The organism is Roseateles sp., assembly GCF_047654785.1.
Classification (GTDB): domain Bacteria; phylum Pseudomonadota; class Gammaproteobacteria; order Burkholderiales; family Burkholderiaceae_C; genus Pelomonas.
Map to the genome: position 1 here is coordinate 1,037,115 of NZ_JASGKQ010000003.1, position 21,620 is coordinate 1,058,734.

Here is a 21,620-nt window from a genome sequence, read left to right on the forward strand (position 1 = left end):
ATGAAAACCGAGCAAGCAACGGCGCATTTGTCGTTTGTGCCGGCGGCGGCTGAGCTTCACCATCGAGCCATGTTAGCGCTGGCATCCGCCGCGCTGCAATCAGCCATGGAGCACGCAATGAAGCAAAACAAGGGTGCTGCCGGTGCGGTGCCGGCCCGTCGCCCGTCGGCCCTTTCCCTGGCCGCGCTGGCGGCCCTCGCCGCCGCGTCGGCCCAGGCTCAGGAGGCCGCGTCGCCAGAACCCGCCGAGACCTTGCAGCTCGCCCCCGTCACGGTGACTGCCACCCGGCGGGTGGAGTCGTTGCAGCAGGTGCCGGTGGCCGTCAGCGTCATCTCCGGCGAGCAGCTGGAGCAGGCCAATCGCAACACGCTCGGCGCGTTGGCCGCGCAAGTGCCCAGCGTCAACTTCCGCACCGGCGCATCCAACAAGGACACCTCGCTCTTCGTGCGCGGCGTGGGCACCATTTCCACCTCGCCGGGCGTGGAGCCGACGGTGTCCACCGTCATCGACGGCGTCGTGCTGGCCCGCCCCGGTCAGGCCACGCTGGACCTGCTGGACGTTGCCCGCGTGGAGGTGCTGCGCGGCAGCCAGGGCACGCTGTTCGGCAAGAACGCGTCGGCCGGCGTCATCAACATCGTGACCCGGGCGCCATCGTCGGTCACCGAAGGCTACCTGGATGTATCGCACTTCACCGCGGGCAACGAGAACCGCGTGCGTGCGGGCGTGAGTGGCGAGATCGCACCCGGCCTGCGCGCCTCGGTGAATGCGCTGGTGGGGCGCTTCGACGGCAACGTGACCAACGTCTTCAACGGCGACAAGGTCAACGGCTACGACAAGAAGGGCCTGCGCGCCAAGCTCGAGTGGCAGGCCAACCCGGCGCTGAAGTTCACGCTGGTGGCCGACACGGTCAACTCGCAGGACGACATCCCGACCGGTGTCGTCACCCGTACCCAGCTGGTGGCCTACCCGAGCGAGGCGGTCACCACCTACCCGGCGTTCGCCGCCGCACTCGCACCCGTGGTGGCGAGTGACGACAACCGCCAGATCAACGCCAACCTCAAGACCCAGGTGGCCGACCGCAACCGCGGCGTGTCGCTCACCGGCGAAGCGAAGCTGGGCGACCACACGCTGACCAGCATCACCGCCTGGCGCGCCTGGAACAACACCCAGCTGCAGGACGGCGACCGCCTGGCCGCGCCGGCCGCCGGCCTGCCGCAGTCGCACGACCGCGGCACGGTGGATTTCCGCCAGTGGTCGCAGGAGTTCCGCCTCGCCTCACCCAAGGGCGAGACGCTGGACTACGTGGCCGGCGTCTACGGCCTGCACACCCGTAACGTGGAGACCTACCGCCGCGACGTGCGCCGCATCGGCAGCGGCGGCGTGCTCTACGACGACTTCGGCCACGCCGACTTCGGCGCCACGCTGGACAGCTTTGCCGGCTTCGGCGAGGGGCGCTGGCATCTCGCGCCCAGCCTGCGTGCCATCCTGGGCCTGCGCTTCACGGAAGACCGCCTGGGCTTCCACCATGCCCGCGCGCGCAGCCAGCCCGATGCCCAGTTCGCCGGCGCCGTACCGGGCGTGAACGCGGACGTGTCGCAGGCCGGCAGCACCCGGCAGACCGGCAGCTCCGGTCGCGCGGGCCTTCAGTGGGACATCAGCCCCACGGCCGGCACCTACCTGACCGGGTCGCGCGGCTACAAGGGCCCGGCCTTCAATGTCTTCTTCAACATGCTGCCGCGGGACACGCTGGCCCTGAAGTCCGAAACCTCCACGTCGGTGGAGGCGGGCCTCAAGTCCGAATGGCTGGACCGTCGCCTGCGTGTGAACCTCGCGGTGTTCGACACCCAGTACCGCAACTACCAGGCCAACTTCTTCGACCTGGTGTCGGGCTCGGTGGTCACGCGCCTGATCAACGCGGGCGACGTGTCCTCGCGCGGTGCCGAGGTGGATGCGGCGTACAAGGCCACGTCGCAATGGAGCGTGGGGGCGCTGCTGGCTTACACGCATGCCCGCATCGACCAGTTCAACTGCCCCGCAGGGGCGGCCGTGAGTTGCCAGGTCAACGGCAAGCCGCTGCCCTTCGCGCCGGACTGGAAGACCGCCGTCAACACCAACTACCGCTTTGCGCTGGCCGGCGGCTGGCAGGCCGACGCGGGGCTGGAGTTCACCTGGCAGAGCAAGACGCAGTACGACATCGGCCAGTTCGCCGACACCATCCAGGGCGCCTACGGCATCTGGAACGCGAGCTTCGCGGTGTCGCAGCCGGCGCAGGGCTGGCGGGCGGCGCTGCTGGCCAAGAACCTGGCCGACCGCAGCTACGCGTCCTTCCTGGGCCGCGGCGGCACCTACGTCAACCGCTGGGTGCCGCGTGACGACCAGCGCTACTTCGGCATCAACGTGCGGAAGGATTTCTGATGTCCCGCCAGTTGCACCTGGGCGCCTTCCTGATGGAGTCGGGCCACCATGTGGCGGCCTGGCGCTCGCCCGACGTGCCCGAGCGCGCGGGGTTGGATTTCGGCCTCTACCGCCAGGTGGCGCAGACGGCTGAGCGTGCGCTGTTCGACGCCGTCTTCGTGGCCGACAGCGTGGCCGTGGAGGAGGGGCCCGGCGCCGAGCGCATCTCGCGTTCGGCCCGCTTCGAGCCGCTGACGTTGCTGTCGGCCCTGGCCGCGGTGACCGAGCGCATCGGGCTGATCGCCACCGTCACCGCCACCTACAACGAGCCCTACCACGTGGCCCGCAAGTTCGCGTCGCTGGACCACCTCAGCGGCGGCCGCGCGGGCTGGAACCTGGTCACCTCGGACAACGCCGCCGAGGCCGGCAACTTCGGCCGCGACCAGCACGTCGGACATGACTACCGCTATGCCCGCGCCGAGGAGTTCCTGCAGGTGGTGCAGGGCCTGTGGGACGGCTGGGCCGACGATGCCTTCGTCAACGACCGTGCCAGCGGCCTGTACTACCGGCCCGAGGCGCGCCGCGTGCTGGCCCACGAGGGGCGGCACTTCAAGGTGCGCGGCCCGCTGAACGTGGCGCGCTCACCGCAAGGCCAGCCGGTCATCGTGCAGGCGGGAGCGTCGGAGGCTGGCCGCAGCCTCGCAGCGCGCAGTGCCGAGCTGGTGTTCACCGCCCAGCCCACACTCGCTGCAGCCCAGGCCTTCTATGCGGACCTGAAGGGCCGGGCCGAAGCGGCCGGCCGCTCGCGCGAGGCGATCAAGATCCTGCCCGGCGCCTACGTCATCGTCGGCGAAAGTCGCGCCGAGGCCGAGGACAAGCAGGCCGCGCTGCAGGCCCTGATCGACCCGGCTGCGGCTGTGGGGCTGGTGTCGCGCATGATCGGCAACTTCGACCTCAGCGGCTACCCGCTCGACGAGCCCCCGCCCGAGCTGCCGCTGACCGACAGCGGCCAGCGCAGCCGCCAGCAGCTGCTGACCCACCTGGCCCGCGACGGCCGGCTCACGCTGCGCCAACTGGCCATGAAGGTGGCCGGCGGGCGCGGGCATCTGAGCATCGTCGGCAGCGCGGCTGATGTGGCCGACGTGCTGCAGGACGGGTTCGAGCAGGGCGGGGCGGACGGCTTCAACCTCATGCCGCCCACGCTGCCTGGCGGGCTCGACGACTTCGCGCGGCTCGTGGTACCGGAGCTGCAGCGGCGCGGGCTCTTTCGCACGCGCTATGAGGGCCGCACGCTGCGCGAGCACCTGGGCCTGGCGCGGCCCGCGTGGCGGGGAGCGGCGGCATGAAGCGGCGTGACTGGCTGACGGCCGCCGGTACCGTGGCGCTGGCCGGCGCCGTGCGCGCGGCGCCCAAGCGCGTGCGCATCGGCTTCCAGAAGGGCGGCTTGCTGCTGCTCGTCAAGCTGCGCGGCACGCTGGAGCGCGAGCTGGCCGGCGTGACCATCGAGTGGAAGGAGTTTCCGGCCGGGCCGCAGCTGCTGGAGGCCCTGCATGCCGGCGCCATCGACTTCGGCGTGACCGGCGCCCCGCCGCCGGTGTTCGCTCAGGCGGCGGGGCGGGACTTCCTGCTCGTGGCCGCCGAGCCCGGCCTGCCGCACAGCGAGGCGCTGCTGGTGCCCGCCGACAGCCCTGCCAAGACCGTGCGCGACCTGCGCGGCAAGCGCATCGCCCTGGCCAAGGGCTCCAGTTCGCACTACCTGCTGCTGGGGGCGCTGGCGTCGCAGGGTCTGAAGCTGCAGGACGTGCAGCCGGTCTACCTCGGCCCCGCCGATGCCCGCGCCGCCTTTGAGGCCGGCGCGGTGGACGCCTGGGTGGTGTGGGACCCTTACCTCAGCATTGCGCAGGCCGCCCGGCCGCTGCGCGTGCTGGCCGACTTCGGCAGTCTGGCGCCGGCCGTGAACGCGCCATGGAGCTTCTACGAGGCGCGACGCGAGTTCGTGCAAGCCGAGCCGGCGCTGCTGAAACTGCTGGTGGCGGCCATCGCCCGCGAAGGTGCCTGGGCCACCGCCAACCCCGAGGCCGTTGCACGCAGGGTCTCGCCGCTGCTGGGCCTCAGGCTCGACGTAATGCTTGCCATGCAGCGGCGTGTGCGCTACGGCGCATCGGCCCTGACGGAAACCATCCTGGAGGAGCAGCAGCGGGTGGCCGATGCCTTCCTGGCGCAGGGGCTGATCTCGCGGCCCGTACGGGTGCGGGACAGCGCCTGGCTCGGCCGCTGAGTGTCGTCCCCGCGCCGGTCCTTGTTCCCGGCAGGCGGTGTGGCCGCTTACCATTCCGCGCATGAACCCTTGTTCGGCCGCATCTTTCCCGTGGTGTCGGCGGTGGGCGCTGGCGGCGGGCCTGCTGGCCTGCGGCGGGTCGGGCCTGGCGCAGACGCCGCCGCAGGCGCTGAGCTTCGGCGAGGCGCAGCAGGCGCTGCTCGCGCAGTCCGACCAGCTGGCCGCCGACGGCCGGGCGGTGGACAGCGCGCGGCTGCGCCGGCAGGGCATGGACGGGCTGGGCGGCCCGTCGGTGGCGGTCACCGGCCTGGGCTACCGCTATTCGGTCAGCGCGGACCTCGACCTGGACCCGGCGCGGCGCATGCTGGACGGCGCGCTCGGCATGCTGCCGCCAGAGCTGGGGCCGTCCGGACCCGGCCTGCCGCAGCTGCCGTCGCAGCTGTCGCTGCACCGCGAGAAGAGCCAGGCCTCGGCCAGCCTGTCCGTGGTCTGGCCGCTGTACCTGGGTGGGCTGTCGGGCGCCGTCCGCAGCGGCCTGGACGCCGCGGCCGACGAGGCGCTGGCCGACGCCGCCCGCAGCCGCGGGGCGCTGCGCTCGCTGCTGGTGCAGCGCTATTTCGGCGCGCAGCTGGCCGAGCGCGCCGCGCGGCTGCGCGCCCGCGCGCTGGACGCGGTGCGCCGCCACGACGCGGCCGCGGTGAGCCTGCTGGCGGCCGGCGCCATCGCGCAGGTGGAGCGCCTGCAGGCGCGCAGCGCGATGGCCGACGCCGAGCAGCAGGCGCGCCAGGCCCGCGACGACGCCGACCTGGCGGCCGCGGCGTTGGCGCGCACCGTCAAGGCCCCGGCGCCGGTGCTGCCCAGCTCGCCGCTGTTCGTCGACAGCCGGCCGCTGCCGCCGCTGCAGGAGTTCGTGGCCGCCGCCGAGCGGCTGCATCCCGGGCTGGACAAGGTGCAGGCCAAGCGCCGGCAGGCCGAATCGCTGCACGAGGCGCAGGAGGCGCTGCGCCGGCCGCAGGTGCTGGCCTTCGGCACGCACGAACTGGCCAGCGGCGGCAAGCCCAACTGGGTGGCCGGCCTGGCCGTGCGCTGGACGCTGTGGGACGGCCTGGACCGCAATGCGCTGGCCGCGTCGTCGCAGCGCAAGGTGGAGCAGGCCGAGCTGACGCAGGCCCAGGTGCGCAGCGACCTGGCGTTGCTGGTCGAGAAGCACTGGCTGGGCGTCGCGCAGGCGCGCCGCCAGTACCTCGCCCAGCAGGCCCAGGAAGACCTGGCGCGCGAGCTGCTGCGGCTGCGCGAGGCCGGGCTGAAGGAAGGCACCAGCACCGCGCTGGACCTGATCGACGCGCAGACCCAGCTCGCCAAGGTGCTGACCGCGCGCGCGGCCAGCGCCAACCAGTACGTGCAGGCGCTGGCCGCGCTGCTGGAGAGCAGCGGCCAGGGCGACGCCTTCGAGCGCTACATGGCCGAGGCCGACATCCAGCTTCCCCCCGACGCACCATGACCGCCGACACCCCGCCCCCCACCGCTGCCGACACCGCCGCCGTTCCCCCGCCGCCGCCCCCGCGCGGCCGCCGCCCCGTCGTGGCCCTCGCCGTGGTGCTGCTCGTGGTCGCGCTGGTGGCCTGGGGCTTCTGGCGCGCCGCGCAGCCGGCGCCGGCCTATTTCCAGGGCCAGATGGAGGCGCGCGAGACCGACGTCGCGCCCAAGGTCAGCGCGCGCATCGCCCAGGTCCACGTCAAGGAAGGCCAGCGCATCCAGCCGGGCGAGTTGCTGGTCGAGATGGACAGCCCCGAGGTGCGCGCCAAGCTGGCCCAGGTGGAGGCCGCGCGCGACGCGGCCCAGGCCGTGGCCGACAAGGCCCAGGCCGGCGCCCGCCCGCAGGAGCTGCGCATGGCGCGCCTGAACTGGCAGCGCGCCCAGGCCGCGGCCGAGCTGGCCGAGACCTCCTACCGCCGCGTGCAGAGCCTGTTCGACCAGGGCCTGGTGGCCGCGCAGAAGCGCGACGAGGCGCTGGCCAACCACCGCGCGGCGCGCGACCAGGCGCTGGCCGCGCAGGCGCAGTACGAGCTGGCCAACGCCGGCGCGCGCCGCGAGGACCGCGCCGCGGCCCAGGCCCAGGTGCGCCAGGTGCAGGGCGCCATGGCCGAGGTGGAGGCCGCGCGCGCCGAGACGCAGCTGCGCAGCCCGGTGGGCGGCGAGGTCAGCCAGGTGCTGGCCCGGCAGGGCGAGCTGTCGCCGCAGGGCGTGGCCGTCGTCACCGTGGTGGACCTGAACGACCAGTGGCTGGTGCTGAACGTGCGCGAGGACGAGCTCGCCCGCTTCGCCCAGGGCAGTCGTTTCACCGGCCGGCTGCCGGCGCTGGACGGCCGCGAGGTGCAGTTCCAAGTGTACTACCTGGGCGTGCTGCCCGACTTCGCCACCTGGCGCGCGACGCGCGCGGGGCAGGGCTTCGACGCGCGCACCTTCGAGGTCCGGGCGCGGCCGGCGGCGCCCATCCCGGGCGCGCGGCCGGGCATGAGCGTGGTGGTGGACGGCGCGCGCTGACCGCCATGGACGCCGCGCTGCCCGCCAGCCTGCGCCGCGAGTGGCGGCTGCTGCGCGGCCGGCCGCTGGACCTGGCGATGGTCAGCTGGGTGCCGCTGCTGGCGGCGCTGCTGCTGGCGTGGATCTTCTCGGCCGGGCTGCCGCAGCGGCTGCCGGTCGCCGTCTGGGACCAGGACCACAGCGCGCTGTCGCGCCGGCTGGTGCGCATGCTGGAGGCCACGCCGGGGCTGGCCGTGCGGCAGCAACTGCTCAACGCCGGCGAGGCGCAGTGGGCGCTGCAGGCCATGTCGGCCTATGCGGTGGTGCAGCTGCCGCCCGGCTTCGAGCGGGACCTGAAGCGCGGCGCGGCCGCCCAGGTCGTGCTGCTGCACGACGCCCAGCTCGCCACGCATTCCAGCCTGATCCAGCGCGACCTGCGCCAGGTGGTGGGCACGCTGTCGGCGGGCATCGAGATGCAGGCCCGCGCCAAGCGCGGCGAGCCGCGCCAGGTGCTGCAGCTGCGCACGGAGCCGGTGCGCACCCAGCTCGTGCCGCTGTTCAACGTGTCGACCAACTACGAGCAGTTCCTGGCCGCGCTGCTGATCCCGGCGCTGCTGCACATCCTGGCCATGACGGCCGGCGCCTGGAGCGTGGGCCGCGAACTGCGCGACCGCACGCTGGGCGAGTGGCTGGCCGCGGACGGCCGCGCGCCCGGCTGGCCCGGCGTGCTGGGCGCGCTGGCCGGCAAGCTGCTGCTGCCCTGGGCCAGCCTGACGGCCAGCGGGCTGCTGGCGCTGCTGTGGCTCACCGTGGGGCGCGGCTGGGCCGTGCCGGGCAGCCTGGCCTGGGTGGCGCTGGGCCTGGCGGCACTGGTGGCGGCCAGCCTGGCGGCCGGCGCGGGGCTGGCGGCGCTGACGCTGTCGCTGCGCACCGCGCTGTCGGGCGCGGGCCTGCTGTCGGCGCCGGCGTTCGCGTTCAGCGGCGTGGGCTTCCCGCTGCTGGCCATGCCGGCCTCGGCGCGCGGCTGGGCGCTGTCCATGCCCTACACCCACTATGCGCGGCTGCAGATCGAGCAGTTCCAGATGGGCACGCCCGTCGTGCAGAGCCTGCCGGTGCTGTGCGGCCTGGCGCTGGCCGCGCTGGTGCTGATGCTGCTGGCCACGGCCGGGCTGTGCCGCGGCCTGCGGCGGCCCGACAAATGGGGCGCGCGGTGAGCTTCCTGCGCGAGTTCGCCGCCGCGCTGCGCGCCGTCGCGGGCGATGCCGGCGTGCTGTTGCTGCTGGTCGGCGCGCCGCTGCTCTACGGCTTCTTCTACCCGTGGTTCTATGCCGGGGAAGTGGTGCAGCGCGTGCCGGTGGCGCTGGTGCAGCAGGACGGCAGCGGCCTGGCGCGGCAGATGCAGCGTTTCGCCGCGGCCAGCCCGCGCATCGACGTGGTGCGGGTGACCGGCGACGAGGGCGAGGCGCGGCAGGCGCTGCTGCGCGGCGAGGTGATGGGCTATGCGCTACTGCCCGCCGGGCTGAAGCGCCAGGTGGTGCGCGGCGAGAACGCCGTCGTGCCGGTCTACGCCAACGGCGCCTACCCGCTGGCGGCCAAGCAGGTGCAGTACGGCTTCGCCGAGGCGATCGGCACCGTGTCGGCCGGCATCGAGCTGCGCCGCCTCACGGCCGGCGGGCAGAGCCGGCTGCAGGCGGCCGCCAGCCGCGCGCCGGTGGGGCTGCAGATGCAGGCGCTGTTCAACCCGACCGAGGGCTACGGCAGCTTCGTCGTCGCGGCGGTGGCGGTGCTGATCCTGCAGCAGACGCTGCTGATGGGCGCGGCCGTGCTGGTGGGCACCTGGCGCGAGCAGGGCCGCGCCGCCGCGCCGCCGCGCACCTGGCTGGCGCGGCTGCTGGCGCTGTGCGCGGCGGGCTGGCTGTCGGGCCTGTACTACTTCGGCTGGATGTTCGCCTGGCATGACTTCCCGCGCGGCGGCAACCCGGGCGGCGCGGTGCTGCTGCTGGCGTTGTTCGTGCCCGCGGTCGCCGGGCTGGGCGCGCTGCTGGGCTGGTGGCTGGCGGAGCGCGAGCGGGCCATGCAGGTGGTGCTGTTCACGTCGCTGCCGCTGGCCTTCATGGGCGGCTTCAGCTGGCCCGCCGAGGCGCTGCCGGCGCTGCTGCAGGGCCTGCGCTGGCTGTCGCCGAGCACGGCCGCCATCCAGGCCTCGCTGCGGCTGAACCAGCTGGGCGCGCCGGTGCAGGCGGCGCTGTTCCCGCTGGCGGTGCTGGCGGCGCTGGCGCTGGCGAGCTGGGCGGCGCTGCTGTGGGTGGGGCGGCGCCGGCTTCAGCGGCGCCGGTAGTCCACGAAGTCCACGCGCAGGCCGGCGGCGGTGGTGAGCGACTCGCGCCGCTGCACTTCGAAGGCCTCGCGCGGCCAGGCGGGGAAGTGCCGGTCGGCGTCGGGGAAGTCGGCGTCCACCTCGGTCAGCGCGAGCCGGTCGGCGCGCGGCAGCGCCAGCGCATAGATTCTCGCTGCCGCCGATGACGCAGACCTCGGGCTCCGGGCAGGCGGCCAGCGCCGCGTCCAGGCTGGCGAACACCTCGGCGCCGGGCAGCGCGGCGACGCTGCGGCTGACGACGAGGTTGCGGCGGCCGGGCAGCGGCCGGAATTTCGCGGGCAGCGAGTCCCAGGTGCGCCGGCCCATGACGACGGGCTTGGCCGCAGTCAGCGCCTTGAAGTGCGCCATGTCCTCCGGGATGTGCCACAGCAGCGCGTTGCCGCGGCCGATGGCGCCGTCGCGCGCGACGGCGGCGACCAGGGTGACGACGGTCATACGGCCACCGGCGCCTTGATGGCCGGATGCGGGTCGTAGCCGCTCAGCTCGAAGTCCTCGTACTCGTAATCGAAGATCGACGGCGGCCGGCGCTTGATCGTCATCGTCGGCCAGGGGCGCGGCTCGCGGGCGAGCTGGGTCTGCACCTGCTCGACGTGGTTGTCGTAGATGTGGCAGTCGCCGCCGGTCCAGATGAACTCGCCCAGTCCGAGGCCGCACTGCTGGGCCAGCATCATCGTCAGCAGCGCGTAGCTGGCGATGTTGAAGGGCACGCCGAGGAAGATGTCGGCGCTGCGCTGGTAGAGCTGGCAGCTGAGCTTGCCGTCGGCGACGTAGAACTGGAACAGCGCGTGGCAGGGCATCAGCGCCATCCGGGGCAGGTCGGCCACGTTCCAGGCGCTGACGATCAGGCGGCGGCTGTCCGGGTTGGCCCGGAGCTGCGTGACGAGCTCGGCGATCTGGTCGATGTGGCCGCCGTCCGGCGCCGGCCAGCAGCGCCACTGCACGCCGTAGACCGGGCCGAGGTCGCCGTCCGGCCGCGCCCATTCGTCCCAGATCGTCACGCCGCGCTCCTGCAGCCACCTGACGTTGCCGTCGCCGCGCAGGAACCACAGCAGCTCCAGGATGATGGATTTCAGGTGCACCTTCTTCGTCGTGACCAGCGGGAAGCCGGCGGCGAGGTCGAAGCGCATCTGGTGGCCGAACACGCTGCGCGTGCCGGTGCCGGTGCGGTCGCTCTTGCGCACGCCGTGCTCGAACACGTGGCGCATCAAGTCTTCGTAGGGCTGCGGAGGGCGGGGGCTCATGGCCGCGATTCTCCGCTACGGTGTCTGTCGGCTACGGCGTCAGCAGCTGGTGCAGCAGGCGCCGCACGACCGGCGCGACCTGCCCGGCCATCGCCGCGAGGTCGGGCTGGCGCACGCTCATCGCGGTCAGGCCGTTGAAGAGGGCGCCCACCATCAGCGCGCGCGCGGTGATCTCGGTGGCGGGCAGCTCCAGCGCGCGCGCGCCCAGCACCTGGCGGATCAGCCCCTCGGCCTTGGCCTGGATCTGGCTCTGCGCGCGCTGCACGACGGCGGCCAGCGCCGGGTTGCGGCTGGCCTCGGCGAGGATCTCCAGGTTCAGCGCGGCGTCGGCGACCTTGGTGGAGTCGTCGAAGGCGCAGTGGGTCTCGGCCAGCATCGTCTGCAGCACGTCGTCCTCGCGCTGCAATTCGGCGATGCGCTGCACGACGGCCGCGCAGTCGTGCTCGACGATGGCCGCGATGATGTCGTCCTTGTTCTCGAACAGGTTGTAGATGTGGCCCGTGCTCATGCCCGCCGTCTTGGCGATCTCGGCCATGCTGGCGGCGTGGAAGCCGCGCCGCCGGAAGGCGGCGGCGGCGGCGTCCAGCACCTGCTGGCGGCGGGCCAGGGCGCGGTCGGACGGCGCGGCGGCGGCGGCGTTCACGATGCGGCCTGGCCGCCGCCGAGGGCCTTGTACAGCGTCACGCGGTTGAGCTGCTGGGCCAGCCGCGCCGCGATCAGGCCCTGCTCGGCGGCGTACAGCGTGCGCTGCGCGTCCAGCGTGGCGAGGCGGTCATCCAGCCCCTGGCGGAAGCGGGCCTCGGCCAGGCGCAGCGCGTCCCGGGTCTGCGCCACCAGCCGCTGCTGGGATTCGACCTGCTGGCCGATCGTCGCGCGCTGTGCCAGCGCGTCGGCGACGTCGCGGAAGGCGGCCTGGATGGCGCCTTCGTACTGCGCGACCGCGATGTCGCGGTCCACCTCGGCGATCTTCAGCCCGGCGCGGTTGCGGCCGGCGTCGAACAGCGGCAGCGACACCTGCGGCATGAAGGTCCACAGGCCGCTGCCGGCGCGGAACAGGCCGTCCAGCTCACCGCTGGCGGTGCCGGCGCTGGCCGTGAGGCTGATGCGCGGGAAGAAGGCCGCGCGGGCCGCGCCGATGTTGGCGTTGGCGGCCTGCAGCGCGCGCTCGGCGCGCTGCACGTCGGGGCGGGCCAGCAGCACGTCGGAGGGCAGGCCGGCCGACAGCTCGGCGGTCTGCGTGACGGCCAGCGCGGTGCCGGCCGCCGGCCACTGCCCGGCGTCCAGCGGCCGGCCCACCAGCAGCGCGAGCGCGTGGCGGTCCTGCGCGACCTGGGCGGTCAGGCTGGCGAGGTCGGTCTGCGCGGTCTCGGCGGCGATCTCGGCCTGGCGCAGGTCCAGCGTCGAGGCCACGCCCGCGCCCTGCAGGCGCTGGGTCAGGCGCAGGCCGTCCTGGCGGGCCAGCAGCGTCTGCTCGGCCAGGCGCAGGCGCTCCTGGTCGGCGGCCAGCGCCAGGTAGCCGCCGGCCACCTGGGCGACCAGGCTGATCTGCGCGCTGCGGCGGGCGTCGTCGGTGGCGAGGTACTGCTGCAGCGCGGCGTCGGTGAGGCTCTTGACGCGGCCGAACAGGTCCAGCTCGTAGGCGCTGATGCCCAGCGTGGCGCTGTACTGGCGCGTGATGGCGCCGCCGGGCGCGCGCGTCGCAGTCTGGCCGCCGGCGGCGGCGACGGTGGGCAGCCGGTCGGCGCGCTGCACGCCGTACTGCGCCTGGGCGCGCTCGACGTTCAGCACGGCCACGCGCAGGTCGCGGTTGTTCGCCAGCGCCTGCTCGATCAACGCCTGCAGCCTGGGGTCGGTGAAGAACTCGCGCCAGCCGAGGTCGGCGGCGGCCCGGGCGTCGGCCGCCGCGGCGGCCTGCGGCACCGGCCACTGCGCGGCCACCGGCGTGGCGGGGCGCTCGTAGGCGGGCGCCATGCTGACGCAGCCGGCCAGCGCCAGGCTGGCGGCCAGCAGGGTGGGCATCAAGAACTTGGCATTCATGTCACTGGCCTTCCAGGGCTTGGGGCGCGGCGTGCGGGGCAGCCGGCGGGGTTTTCTTGTCCGCGAGGTAGGGGAACCACTTCTGCACGGCGATGAAGAACACCGGCACGAAGAAGATGCCCAGCACCGTCGCGCTCAGCATGCCGCCCAGCACGCCGGTGCCGATGGCATTCTGGCTGCCCGAGCCGGCGCCGGTGGCGATGGCCAGCGGCAGCACGCCTAAAGCGAAGGCCAGCGAGGTCATCAGGATGGGCCGCAGCCGCAGGCGCACCGCCTCCAGCGTGGCGCCGACGGCGTCGCGGCCGTGCTCCATCTGCTCCTTGGCGAACTCGACGATCAGGATCGCGTTCTTGGCCGACAGGCCGATGGTGGTCAGCAGGCCGACCTGGAAGTACACGTCGTTGGACAGCCCGCGCGTGGTGGCGGCCAGCAACGCGCCGATGACGCCCAGCGGCACCACCAGCATCACCGAGAAAGGGATGCTCCAGCTCTCGTACAGCGCGGCCAGGCACAGGAACACCACGAGCAGCGAGATCGCGTACAGCATGGGCGCCTGGTCGCCGGTCATGCGCTCCTGGTAGGACATGCCGGTCCAGCTCAGGCCGACGCCGGACGGCAGCGTGGCGGCGATCTCCTCCACCGCCTTCATCGCCACGCCCGAGCTCTTGCCCGGCGCGGCGGCGCCCAGCACTTCCACGGCGGGCAGGCCGTTGTAGCGCTCCAGGCGCGCCGGCCCTTTCTCCCAGTGCGCCGTGCCGAAGGCCGAGAACGGCACCATCTGGCCGCTGCTGCTGCGCACGCGCCAGGCGTTCAGGTCGTCGGGCTGCATGCGGTAGCGCGCGTCGGCCTGCAGGTAGACCTTCTTCACGCGGCCGCGGTCCAGGAAGTCGTTCACGTAGCTGCCGCCCCAGGCGGTGGACAGCAGGCTGTTGATGTCGGCCACCGAGACGCCCAGGGCGCCCGCCTTGGCGGTGTCCACGTCCAGGCGCAGCTGGGCGGCGTCCTCCAGGCCGTTGGGACGCACCGCGAACAGGCTGGGGTTCTGCGCGGCCGCACCCAGGAACTGGTTGCGCGCGGCGATGAGCGCATCGCGGCCGATGCCGGACTGGTCCTGCAGGTAGACGTCGAAGCCGCTGGACGTGCCCAGGCCCGGCACCGACGGCGGCGCGAACGCGAAGGCCGACGCATCGCGGTACTGCATGAAGCTGCCCATCGCGCGGCCGGCGATGGCCTGCACGTGCTGGTCCCGGCCCTTGCGCTCGCTCCAGTCCTTGAGCTTGACGAAGCCCATGGCCATGTTCTCGCCCTGGCCGGCGAAGCTGAAGCCGATCACGGTGAACACGGACTCGACGTTGTCCTTCTCCTGCGTGTGGAAGTGGTGCTCCACGCGCTTGAGCACCTCCAGCGTGCGGCCCTGCGTGGCGCCGGAGGGCAGCTGCACCTGGGTGAACAGGATGCCCTGGTCCTCGTCCGGCAGGAAGGACGTGGGCAGGCGCATGAACAGCCAGGCCATGCCGACGACGATGGCGCCGTACACCACCAGGTGGCGGCCCCAGCGGCGGATCATGCGGGCGACGACGCCCTGGTAGCCGTTCGTCGCGCTGTCGAAGCGGCGGTTGAACGCGCCGAAGAAGCCGCGCGTGGCCGGGCCGCCGTGGTCGGGCTTGAGCAGCGTGGCGCACAGCGCCGGCGTCAGCACCATCGCGACGAACACCGACAGCACCATGGCCGACACGATGGTGATCGAGAACTGGCGGTAGATGACGCCCGTGGAGCCGCCGAAGAAGGCCATCGGCACGAACACGGCCGACAGCACCAGCGCGATGCCGATCAGCGCGCCGGTGATCTGGCCCATGGACTTGCGCGTGGCCTCCTTGGGCGGCAGGCCCTCCTCGGTCATCACGCGCTCGACGTTCTCGACGACGACGATCGCGTCGTCCACCAGCAGGCCGATCGCCAGCACCAGGCCGAACATCGTCAGCGTGTTGATCGAGAAGCCGGCCGCGGCCATCACGCCGAAGGTGCCCAGCAGCACCACCGGCACGGCGATCGTCGGGATCAGCGTGGCGCGGAAGTTCTGCAGGAACAGGTACATCACCAGGAACACCAGCACCACGGCCTCGATCAGCGTCTTCACCACCTCGTGGATGGACACCTCGACGAAGGGCGTGCTGTCGTAGGCGACGACGGCCTTCATGCCCTGCGGCATGAACTGCTGCAGCCGCTGGATCTCGGCCTCCACGGCCTTGGCCGTGGACAGCGCGTTCGCGCCGGTGGCCAGCTTCACGGCGATGCCGGCGGCGGGCTTGCCGTTGTAGCGCGACACGGTGCCGTAGTTCTCCGCGCCCAGCTCGACGCGGGCCACGTCGCGCAGGTGGACGGTGGCGCCGTCGGCGGCCGTCTTCAGCACGATGTTGCGGAACTGCTCGGGCGTCTGCAGCCGGCTCTGCGCCGTCACGGTGGCGTTGAGCTGCTGGCCCGCGTCGGCGGGCGCGGCGCCCAGCTGGCCGGCCGAGACCTGCGCGTTCTGCGCCTGCACGGCGGCGGACACGTCGGCCGGCGTCAGGCCGTACTGCGCCAGCTGGTCGGGGTTCAGCCAGATGCGCATCGCGTACTGCGCGCCGAACAGCTGCACCTCGCCCACGCCTTCCACGCGGCTCAGCGGGTCCAGCACGTTGGCGGACACGTAGTCCGACAGGTCCACCTGCTGCAGCTTGCCGTCCTCGGACACGAAGCCCACCACCATCAGGAAGTTGCTGGTGGACTTGACCACCTGCACGCCCTGGCGCTGCACCTCCTGCGGCAGCAGCGGCGTGGCCGACTGCAGCTTGTTCTGCACCTGCACCTGGGCGGTGTCGGGGTTGGTGCCGGCGGCGAAGGTCAGCGTGATGCTGGCGTGGCCTTGCGAGTCCGACGTGGACGACATGTAGGTCATGCCGTCGATGCCCTTGAGCTTCTGCTCGATGACCTGGGTGACCGTGTCCTCCAGCGTCTTGGCGGAGGCGCCCGGGTAGGTGGCGCTGATGGACACCTGCGGCGGCGCGATGTCCGGGTATTGCGAGACGGGCAGCGTGCGGATGGACAGCGCGCCGGCCAGCATGATGACGATGGCCAGCACCCACGCGAAGATGGGGCGGTCGATGAAGAAGCGAGCCATGGGGGCGTCCTCCGATCAGCGCGCGGCCGAGGCGGCCGGGGCGGCGGCGGGCGCGGCCTGCACCGGCATGCCGGGGCGCAGGCGCTGCAGGCCGTCGACGATCAGCCGGTCGCCCGCGGCCAGGCCCGAGGTCACCAGCCACTGGCCGTCGATCACCGGGCCGGTCTGCAGCTGGCGGGCCTCGGCCTTGCCGTCCTTGCCGATCACGAAGGCGGTCGCGTTGCCGCGCGGGTCGCGCTGCACCGCCGCCTGCGGCGCCAGCAGCGCCTGCGCCTGCACGCCGCTCTGCACCTGGGCGCGCACATACATGCCCGGCAGCAGCTGCCGCTTCGGGTTGGGGAACTGCGCGCGCAGCGTCACGCCGCCGCTGGCCGGGTCCACCTGCAGCTCGGAGAACTGCAGCCGGCCTTCCTGCTCGTAGGTGCTGCCGTCTTCCAGCAGCAGCTTCACGCGCGCCTGGCCGCTGGCGTCGCGCTGCAGCCGGCCCTCGGCCAGGTCGCGCTGCAGGCGCAGCAGCTCGGCGCTGGTCTGCGTCACGTCCACGTAGATCGGGTCCAGCTGCTGCAGCGTGGCCATGGCCGTCGCCTGGTTGGCCGTGACCAGCGCGCCCGGCGTCACCGCCGAGCGGCCGATGCGGCCGGCAATGGGCGCGCTGACGCGGGTGCGGTCCAGGTCGATCTGCGCCGCGCGCACCGCGGCGGCGGCGGCGGCCACGTCGGCCTGCGCCTGCTTCAGCGCGGCCTGCGTGTCGTCGCGCAGCTGCTTGCTGACGGCGTCGATGCCGGCCAGCTCGTCATAGCGGCCGGCCTTGAGCTTGGCCGTGGCCGCGTTGGCCTCGGCCTTGGCCAGCGTGGCCTTCGCGCTGTCCAGCGCGGCCTGGTAGCTGGCGGGGTCGATCTGGTAGAGCAACTGGCCGGCCTTGACGTCGCTGCCCTCGGTGAAGGCGCGGGTCTTGACGATGCCGGTCACCTGCGGCCGCACCTCGGCGTTCTGGAAGGCCACGGTGCGGCCGGCCAGCTCGGCGGTCAGCGCCACGCGCTGCGGCTGCAGCGTCAGCACGCCGACCGGCGCGGCCGGGGCGGCGCCCGGCTTGGCGGCGGGGGCGTCGGCGGCCTGGCCGCAGGCGCTCAGCGTGAAGGCGGCCACGACGGCCACCACCACGGTCAGCAGCGTGAACGCCGGCATGCCGAGCGTGGGACGGGAGGGGAACTTGCGCATCGCGAGCCTCGAAGTCGAAAAGGGGCCGGACCCCTGCGCCGCCCGGTGGGGCGGCGCGCCGGGCGCGGCGGGTTGTGTTCTGAATGACTGTTCATTCTATTTTCGGGCGGCGCCAGCGCAAGCAAAACATGAATGACCATTCAGAAATGAAGGGTCATTCAGCCGCTGGCGTGACGCCGTGCACGAACCGCGGGCCGCGCCGCCCGCACCGCGCCCCCGCTAGACCGGCTGCCGGTAGCGCTGCCCCTTGAAGCGCAGCAGCAGCTCGCGCGGGCCGATGCGCTCCAGCACCAGGTCGGCGCCCAGGCTGGCGCCCTCGCGCATCACCTCGCCGTTGATCATCACGAAGCGGCTGGCCGGGTCGTCCGAATAGACCGTGCCGCTGATCGCCAGCCGCGGCAGCTCGCGGCGCAGGCTCTCGGGCAGCTCGGCCAGCCGCGGGATGCGCGCCTCGGCCACCGGCGCGGGGGCGGGCGCCGTCGCCACCATGGCGCCGGGTGCCGGTGGCGGCGCCAGGTAGGGCGAGCCGGACGCCTCGGGCTGCGGCGCCGGTGCCACCGGCGCAGGCGGCGCGGCGGGCGGTGCCGGCGGCTCGGCGCGGTGTGCCGGGGCCGGCGGCGAGCCCGCGTCGGGCGGGCCGGCGGCCCACCAGCTGCCGGCGGCCACGCCGGCCAGCAACAGCAGGCCGCCGCCGGCCCAGGGCAGCCAGCGGCGCGGGCCGGCGCCCGGCGGGGCATCGCCGCCGGCCGGCGGCGGGGTGTGCAGGCCGGGCACCTGGCCGCGTTCGCGGGCGCGGTCGGCTTCGGCCCGGCGCAGGGCGTCGAGGATGTAGGACATGGCGGTTCTCAGTCGCTCGCTTCCGGAGGGGCGGGCGCGTCGTCCAGGCGCGGTTCGGCGACGCCGCTGGCCCGGTTGAGCAGCATCAGCGTGACGGGGCCGACGCGGCCGTCCGGCTGCAGGCCCTGGCTGGCCTGGAAGGCCTGCACCTGGCGGGTCAGCGCCGCCCCGCCGGGCGCGGCGGAGGCGGCCGGGCCGGCCGGCGCGGCGATGCCGGGCACGCGGGCCAGCTGCGCGGCCAGCCAGTCGCGCAGCGGGCCGGTGCCGCCGGCGCGGCCGGTGTAGCCCGGCGGCACGCGCCAGAAGGTGGTGAACTCGCCGCGCCAGGCGCCGGCCAATTCGGGCAGTGCGATCCGGCGCGGCTGGCCGCCGACCCACAGCGTGGCCTGCTGGCCGTCCAGCCCGACCAGCGCGGCCAGGGCCGGCGCGTGGCCGGGGCGGCGCAGCGTCAGCAGCACGGGGCGGTCGAGCAGGCGCAGCAGCGACGCGCTGCCGGTGCCGCTGCGGTAGCACTGCAGGCCGCGCTGCGCGGCGGCGGCGCAGGGCTCGGCGCCGGCGGCCAGCGGCAGGCCCCAGCGTCCGGCCAGCGCCGCCCAGGCGTCGCCGTCCTGCGGCGCCCAGTCGGCCAGCTGCAGCGGCGCTGGGGCCGGCACGGGCTGGGCGGCGGCGCTGGCCGCCGGCGCGGCACTGGCGGCCCCGGATGCGAATGCGGCGCTGGCCGCCGTGGCGGCGGCGGCCGCGGCCGGGCCGTCGCTGCCGGCCTGCCGCTGCTTCTGCAGCGCCCAGGCCAGCCCGGCGCTGGCCACGACGGCGGCCAGCGCCACCAGCGCGATGCCGACCGGGTCCCGCCGCCCGCGCCGGGGAGCGGGCGCGGCGGGCTGCGCGTCGAACACCTCGGCGGCGGCCCGGCGCACGATCTTCGGCGTGACCTGCGCCTGGCCGCTGGCGTAGCCGCCCAGCAGCGCGCGGTCGCACAGCAGGTTGATGCGGCGCGGCACGCCGCGGGTGAGCTGGTGGATGAGGCGCAGCGCGGCGCGGTCGAAGGGCAGGGCGCCGGTCAGGCCGGCCACGGTCAGGCGGTGGCCGACGTACTGCGCCGTCTCGGTGGCCGACAGCGCGCCCAGGTGGAAGCGGGCGATCACGCGCTGCGCCAGCTGCTCCAGCTCCGGCCGCGCCAGCATGCCGCGCAGCTCGGGCTGGCCGATCAGCACCACCTGCAGCAGCTTGCGCTCGGCCGTCTCCAGGTTGGTCAGCAGGCGCAGTTGCTCCAGCACGTCGGCCGAGAGGTTCTGCGCCTCGTCGATGATGAGCACGTTGTTGCGCCCGGCCGCGTGCTGGGCCAGCAGGAAGGCGTTCAGCGGGTCGACGAAGTCCTTCACCGTCCGCGCGCCGGCCGGCACGGGCAGGTGGAACTCGTCGCAGACGGCCCGCAGCAGCTCCGGCACGGTGAGCTTGGGGTTGAAGATGTAGGCGACGTTGCAGTTCGCCGGCACCTGCTCCAGGAAGCAGCGGCAGACGGTGGTCTTGCCGGCGCCGATCTCGCCGGTGAGCAGCACGAAGCCGCCGCCGCCGTCCAGCCCGTACAGCAGGTGGGCGAGCGCCTCGCGGTGGCGCTCGCTCATGAACAGGTAGTGCGGGTCCGGCGCGATCGAGAACGGCGCGTGTTTCAAGCCGAAGAAGGGCGCGTACATGGGCCGGCAGGATAACCACCCGCCTCGGCGGGCCGGCGCCGTCAGGCGGCGGCGCCGGGCGGCGGCTGCAGCCCGAACTGCATCGCCGCCAGCCGCGCATACAGCCCGCCGCGCGCGACCAGCTCGTCGTGCCGGCCGATGTCGACGATGCGGCCGGCGTCCAGCACGACGATGCGGTCGGCCTTCTGGATCGTCGCCAGCCGGTGGGCGATGACCAGCGTCGTGCGGTGCTGCATCGCGGCTTCCAGCGCGGCCTGCACGACGCGCTCGCTCTCGGCGTCCAGCGCGCTGGTGGCCTCGTCGAGCAGCAGCAGCGGCGGGTTCTTCAGCATCGCGCGGGCGATGCTGATGCGCTGGCGCTGGCCGCCCGACAGGCGCACCCCGCGCTCGCCCAGGAAGCTCTGGTAGCCCTCGGGCAGCGCGCGGATGAAGTCGTCCGCGAACGCGGCCCGGGCGGCGGCGACGACCTCGTCGTCGCTCGCGCCGGGGCGGCCGTAGCGGATGTTCTCCATCGCGGTGGTCGAGAAGATCACGCTGTCCTGCGGCACCAGGCCGATGGCCGCGCGCAGGTCGGCCAGCGCCAGCTGCCGCGTCGGCACGCCGTTCAGCCGGACCTCGCCGGCCTGCGGGTCGTAGAAGCGCAGCAGCAGCTGGAACAGCGTGGTCTTGCCGGCGCCGCTGGGGCCCACGAGCGCGACGGTCTCGCCGGGCTCGATGGCCAGTTGCACGCCGTCCAGCGCGGCGGTCTGCGGGCGCGACGGGTAGTGGAAGCGGACGTTCTCGAACGCCACGCGCGAGCCGCCGCGGGGCGCCGGCAGCGGCTGCGGCGCGGGCGGGTCGGCCACCGGCGAGCGGGCGCCCATCAGCTCCACCAGCCGCTCGGTGGCGCCGGCCGCGCGCAGCACGTCGCCCCAGACCTCGGCCAGCACCGCCACGGAGCTGACCAGCAGCGTCACGTAGACCACCGTCTGGCCCAGGTGGCCGGCGCTGATCTTGCCGGCGATGACGGCCTGCGTGCCCTGGTACAGCCCCCACAGCATCGCGCCGAACACGGCGGTGATGATGAAGGCCACCAGGAAGCTGCGCACCCGGGTGCGCTTGCGGGCCACGTCGAACGCGGCCTCGCTGGCGGCGGCGAAGCGGCGGCCCTCCGCGCCTTCCTGCGTGTAGCTCTGCACCACGGTGACGGCGTTCAGCACCTCGGCGGCGATGGCGGAGGTGTCGGCCACGCGGTCCTGGCTGGCGCGCGAGAGCTTGCGCACGCGCCGGCCGAAATACAGCGCCGGCGCGACGACGAGCACCAGCAGCCCCAGCACCTGGCCCATCACGTAGGGGTTGGTGACGATGAGCATCAGCAGCGCGCCGACGGCCATCACCGTGTTGCGCAGGCCCATCGAGAGGCTGGAGCCCACGACGGTCTGCACGACCGTGGTGTCGGTCGTGATGCGCGAGAGGACCTCGCCGGTCTGCGTGGTCTCGAAGAACTCCGGGCTCTGGCGCAGCACGTGGGTGTAGACGGCGTTGCGCAGGTCGGCCGTGACGCGCTCGCCCAGCCAGGTCACCATGTAGAAGCGCGAGGCCGAGAACAGCCCGAGCGCCGCGCCGACGGCGAACATCGCCAGGAAGTGCTCGCGCAGCGCGATCAGCCGCTCGCCGGCATTGGCGGCGCCGAAGCCGGCGTCGATCAGGCCGCGCAGCGCGATGGGGAAGGCCAGCGTGGCCAGCGCGGCGCCGGCCAGCGCCAGCAGCGCCAGTGCGATGCGGCCGCGGTAGGGGCGCAGGAAGGGCAGCAGCCCGCTCAGCGAGCGGGCCTGTTTGGACGCGGGGCGTTCGGTGGTGGCACTCATGTCGTCGGGAAATGGGTGGC

15 protein-coding genes and 1 pseudogene are annotated in these 21,620 nt (G+C 73.7%); 7 read left to right on the forward strand and 9 right to left on the reverse strand.

The annotated features are described in order from the left end of the window. Positions 1–117: 117 nt before the first annotated feature. From QM788_RS13925 to QM788_RS13955, 7 genes are all read left to right on the forward strand, one after another. Positions 118–2,415 (forward strand): TonB-dependent receptor, encoded by a 2,298-nt coding sequence (locus QM788_RS13925; protein WP_415662063.1) that lies wholly within the window; start codon positions 118–120, stop codon positions 2,413–2,415. Further along, positions 2,415–3,740, forward strand: a complete 1,326-nt coding sequence (locus QM788_RS13930) for an LLM class flavin-dependent oxidoreductase (protein ID WP_415662064.1) — start codon at positions 2,415–2,417, stop codon at positions 3,738–3,740. The genes QM788_RS13925 and QM788_RS13930 overlap by 1 nt, the downstream gene beginning before the upstream one ends. Then, positions 3,737–4,672 carry an aliphatic sulfonate ABC transporter substrate-binding protein gene (locus QM788_RS13935; RefSeq protein ID WP_415662065.1) on the forward strand — a complete coding sequence of 312 codons (936 nt, stop codon included), beginning with the start codon at positions 3,737–3,739 and terminating at the stop codon, positions 4,670–4,672. The genes QM788_RS13930 and QM788_RS13935 overlap by 4 nt, the downstream gene beginning before the upstream one ends. 61 nt (positions 4,673–4,733) lie before the next feature. Further along, complete coding sequence (locus tag QM788_RS13940; protein WP_415662066.1) at positions 4,734–6,173, forward strand: TolC family protein; 1,440 nt, start codon at positions 4,734–4,736, stop codon at positions 6,171–6,173. Further along, positions 6,170–7,216 carry an HlyD family secretion protein gene (locus QM788_RS13945; RefSeq protein WP_415662067.1) on the forward strand — a complete coding sequence of 349 codons (1,047 nt, stop codon included), beginning with the start codon at positions 6,170–6,172 and terminating at the stop codon, positions 7,214–7,216. The genes QM788_RS13940 and QM788_RS13945 overlap by 4 nt, the downstream gene beginning before the upstream one ends. Positions 7,217–7,221: 5 nt before the next feature. Further along, positions 7,222–8,409, forward strand: a complete 1,188-nt coding sequence (locus QM788_RS13950; protein ID WP_415662068.1) for an ABC transporter permease — start codon at positions 7,222–7,224, stop codon at positions 8,407–8,409. Beyond that, positions 8,406–9,533, forward strand: coding sequence for an ABC transporter permease (locus QM788_RS13955; RefSeq protein ID WP_415662069.1), 1,128 nt, complete (start codon positions 8,406–8,408; stop codon positions 9,531–9,533). The genes QM788_RS13950 and QM788_RS13955 overlap by 4 nt, the downstream gene beginning before the upstream one ends. Here QM788_RS13955 and QM788_RS13960 read toward each other — a convergent pair. The 9 genes and pseudogenes from QM788_RS13960 to QM788_RS14000 form a co-directional block, all read right to left on the reverse strand. Continuing rightward, positions 9,518–10,007 (reverse strand): annotated as a pseudogene (locus QM788_RS13960) (dihydrofolate reductase). The gene QM788_RS13955 and the pseudogene QM788_RS13960 sit on opposite strands and share 16 nt — an antisense overlap. After that, on the reverse strand, positions 10,004–10,813 hold the full coding sequence (locus QM788_RS13965; protein WP_415662070.1) for a thymidylate synthase: 810 nt from the start codon (positions 10,811–10,813) through the stop codon (positions 10,004–10,006). The pseudogene QM788_RS13960 and the gene QM788_RS13965 overlap by 4 nt, the downstream one beginning before the upstream one ends. Positions 10,814–10,844: 31 nt before the next feature. Continuing rightward, on the reverse strand, positions 10,845–11,456 hold the full coding sequence (locus QM788_RS13970; RefSeq protein ID WP_415662071.1) for a TetR/AcrR family transcriptional regulator: 612 nt from the start codon (positions 11,454–11,456) through the stop codon (positions 10,845–10,847). After that, positions 11,453–12,850, reverse strand: a complete 1,398-nt coding sequence (locus tag QM788_RS13975) for an efflux transporter outer membrane subunit (protein ID WP_415662072.1) — start codon at positions 12,848–12,850, stop codon at positions 11,453–11,455. Before QM788_RS13975 ends, QM788_RS13970 begins: the two co-directional genes overlap by 4 nt. Position 12,851: 1 nt before the next feature. Then, the gene (locus tag QM788_RS13980; protein ID WP_415662073.1) at positions 12,852–16,007 is read right to left on the reverse strand and encodes an efflux RND transporter permease subunit; all 3,156 of its coding nucleotides are present in this window, start codon (positions 16,005–16,007) and stop codon (positions 12,852–12,854) included. Positions 16,008–16,022: 15 nt separating this feature from the next. After that, on the reverse strand, positions 16,023–17,225 hold the full coding sequence (locus tag QM788_RS13985; protein ID WP_415662074.1) for an efflux RND transporter periplasmic adaptor subunit: 1,203 nt from the start codon (positions 17,223–17,225) through the stop codon (positions 16,023–16,025). A gap of 219 nt (positions 17,226–17,444) precedes the next feature. Beyond that, complete coding sequence (locus QM788_RS13990; RefSeq protein WP_415662075.1) at positions 17,445–18,062, reverse strand: general secretion pathway protein GspB; 618 nt, start codon at positions 18,060–18,062, stop codon at positions 17,445–17,447. Between the two features lie 8 nt (positions 18,063–18,070). Beyond that, the gene (locus QM788_RS13995) at positions 18,071–19,753 is read right to left on the reverse strand and encodes an AAA family ATPase (RefSeq protein ID WP_415662076.1); all 1,683 of its coding nucleotides are present in this window, start codon (positions 19,751–19,753) and stop codon (positions 18,071–18,073) included. A 41-nt stretch (positions 19,754–19,794) separates the two neighbouring features. After that, positions 19,795–21,600 (reverse strand): ABC transporter transmembrane domain-containing protein, encoded by a 1,806-nt coding sequence (locus QM788_RS14000; RefSeq protein ID WP_415662077.1) that lies wholly within the window; start codon positions 21,598–21,600, stop codon positions 19,795–19,797. Between the last annotated feature and the right edge of the window lie 20 nt (positions 21,601–21,620).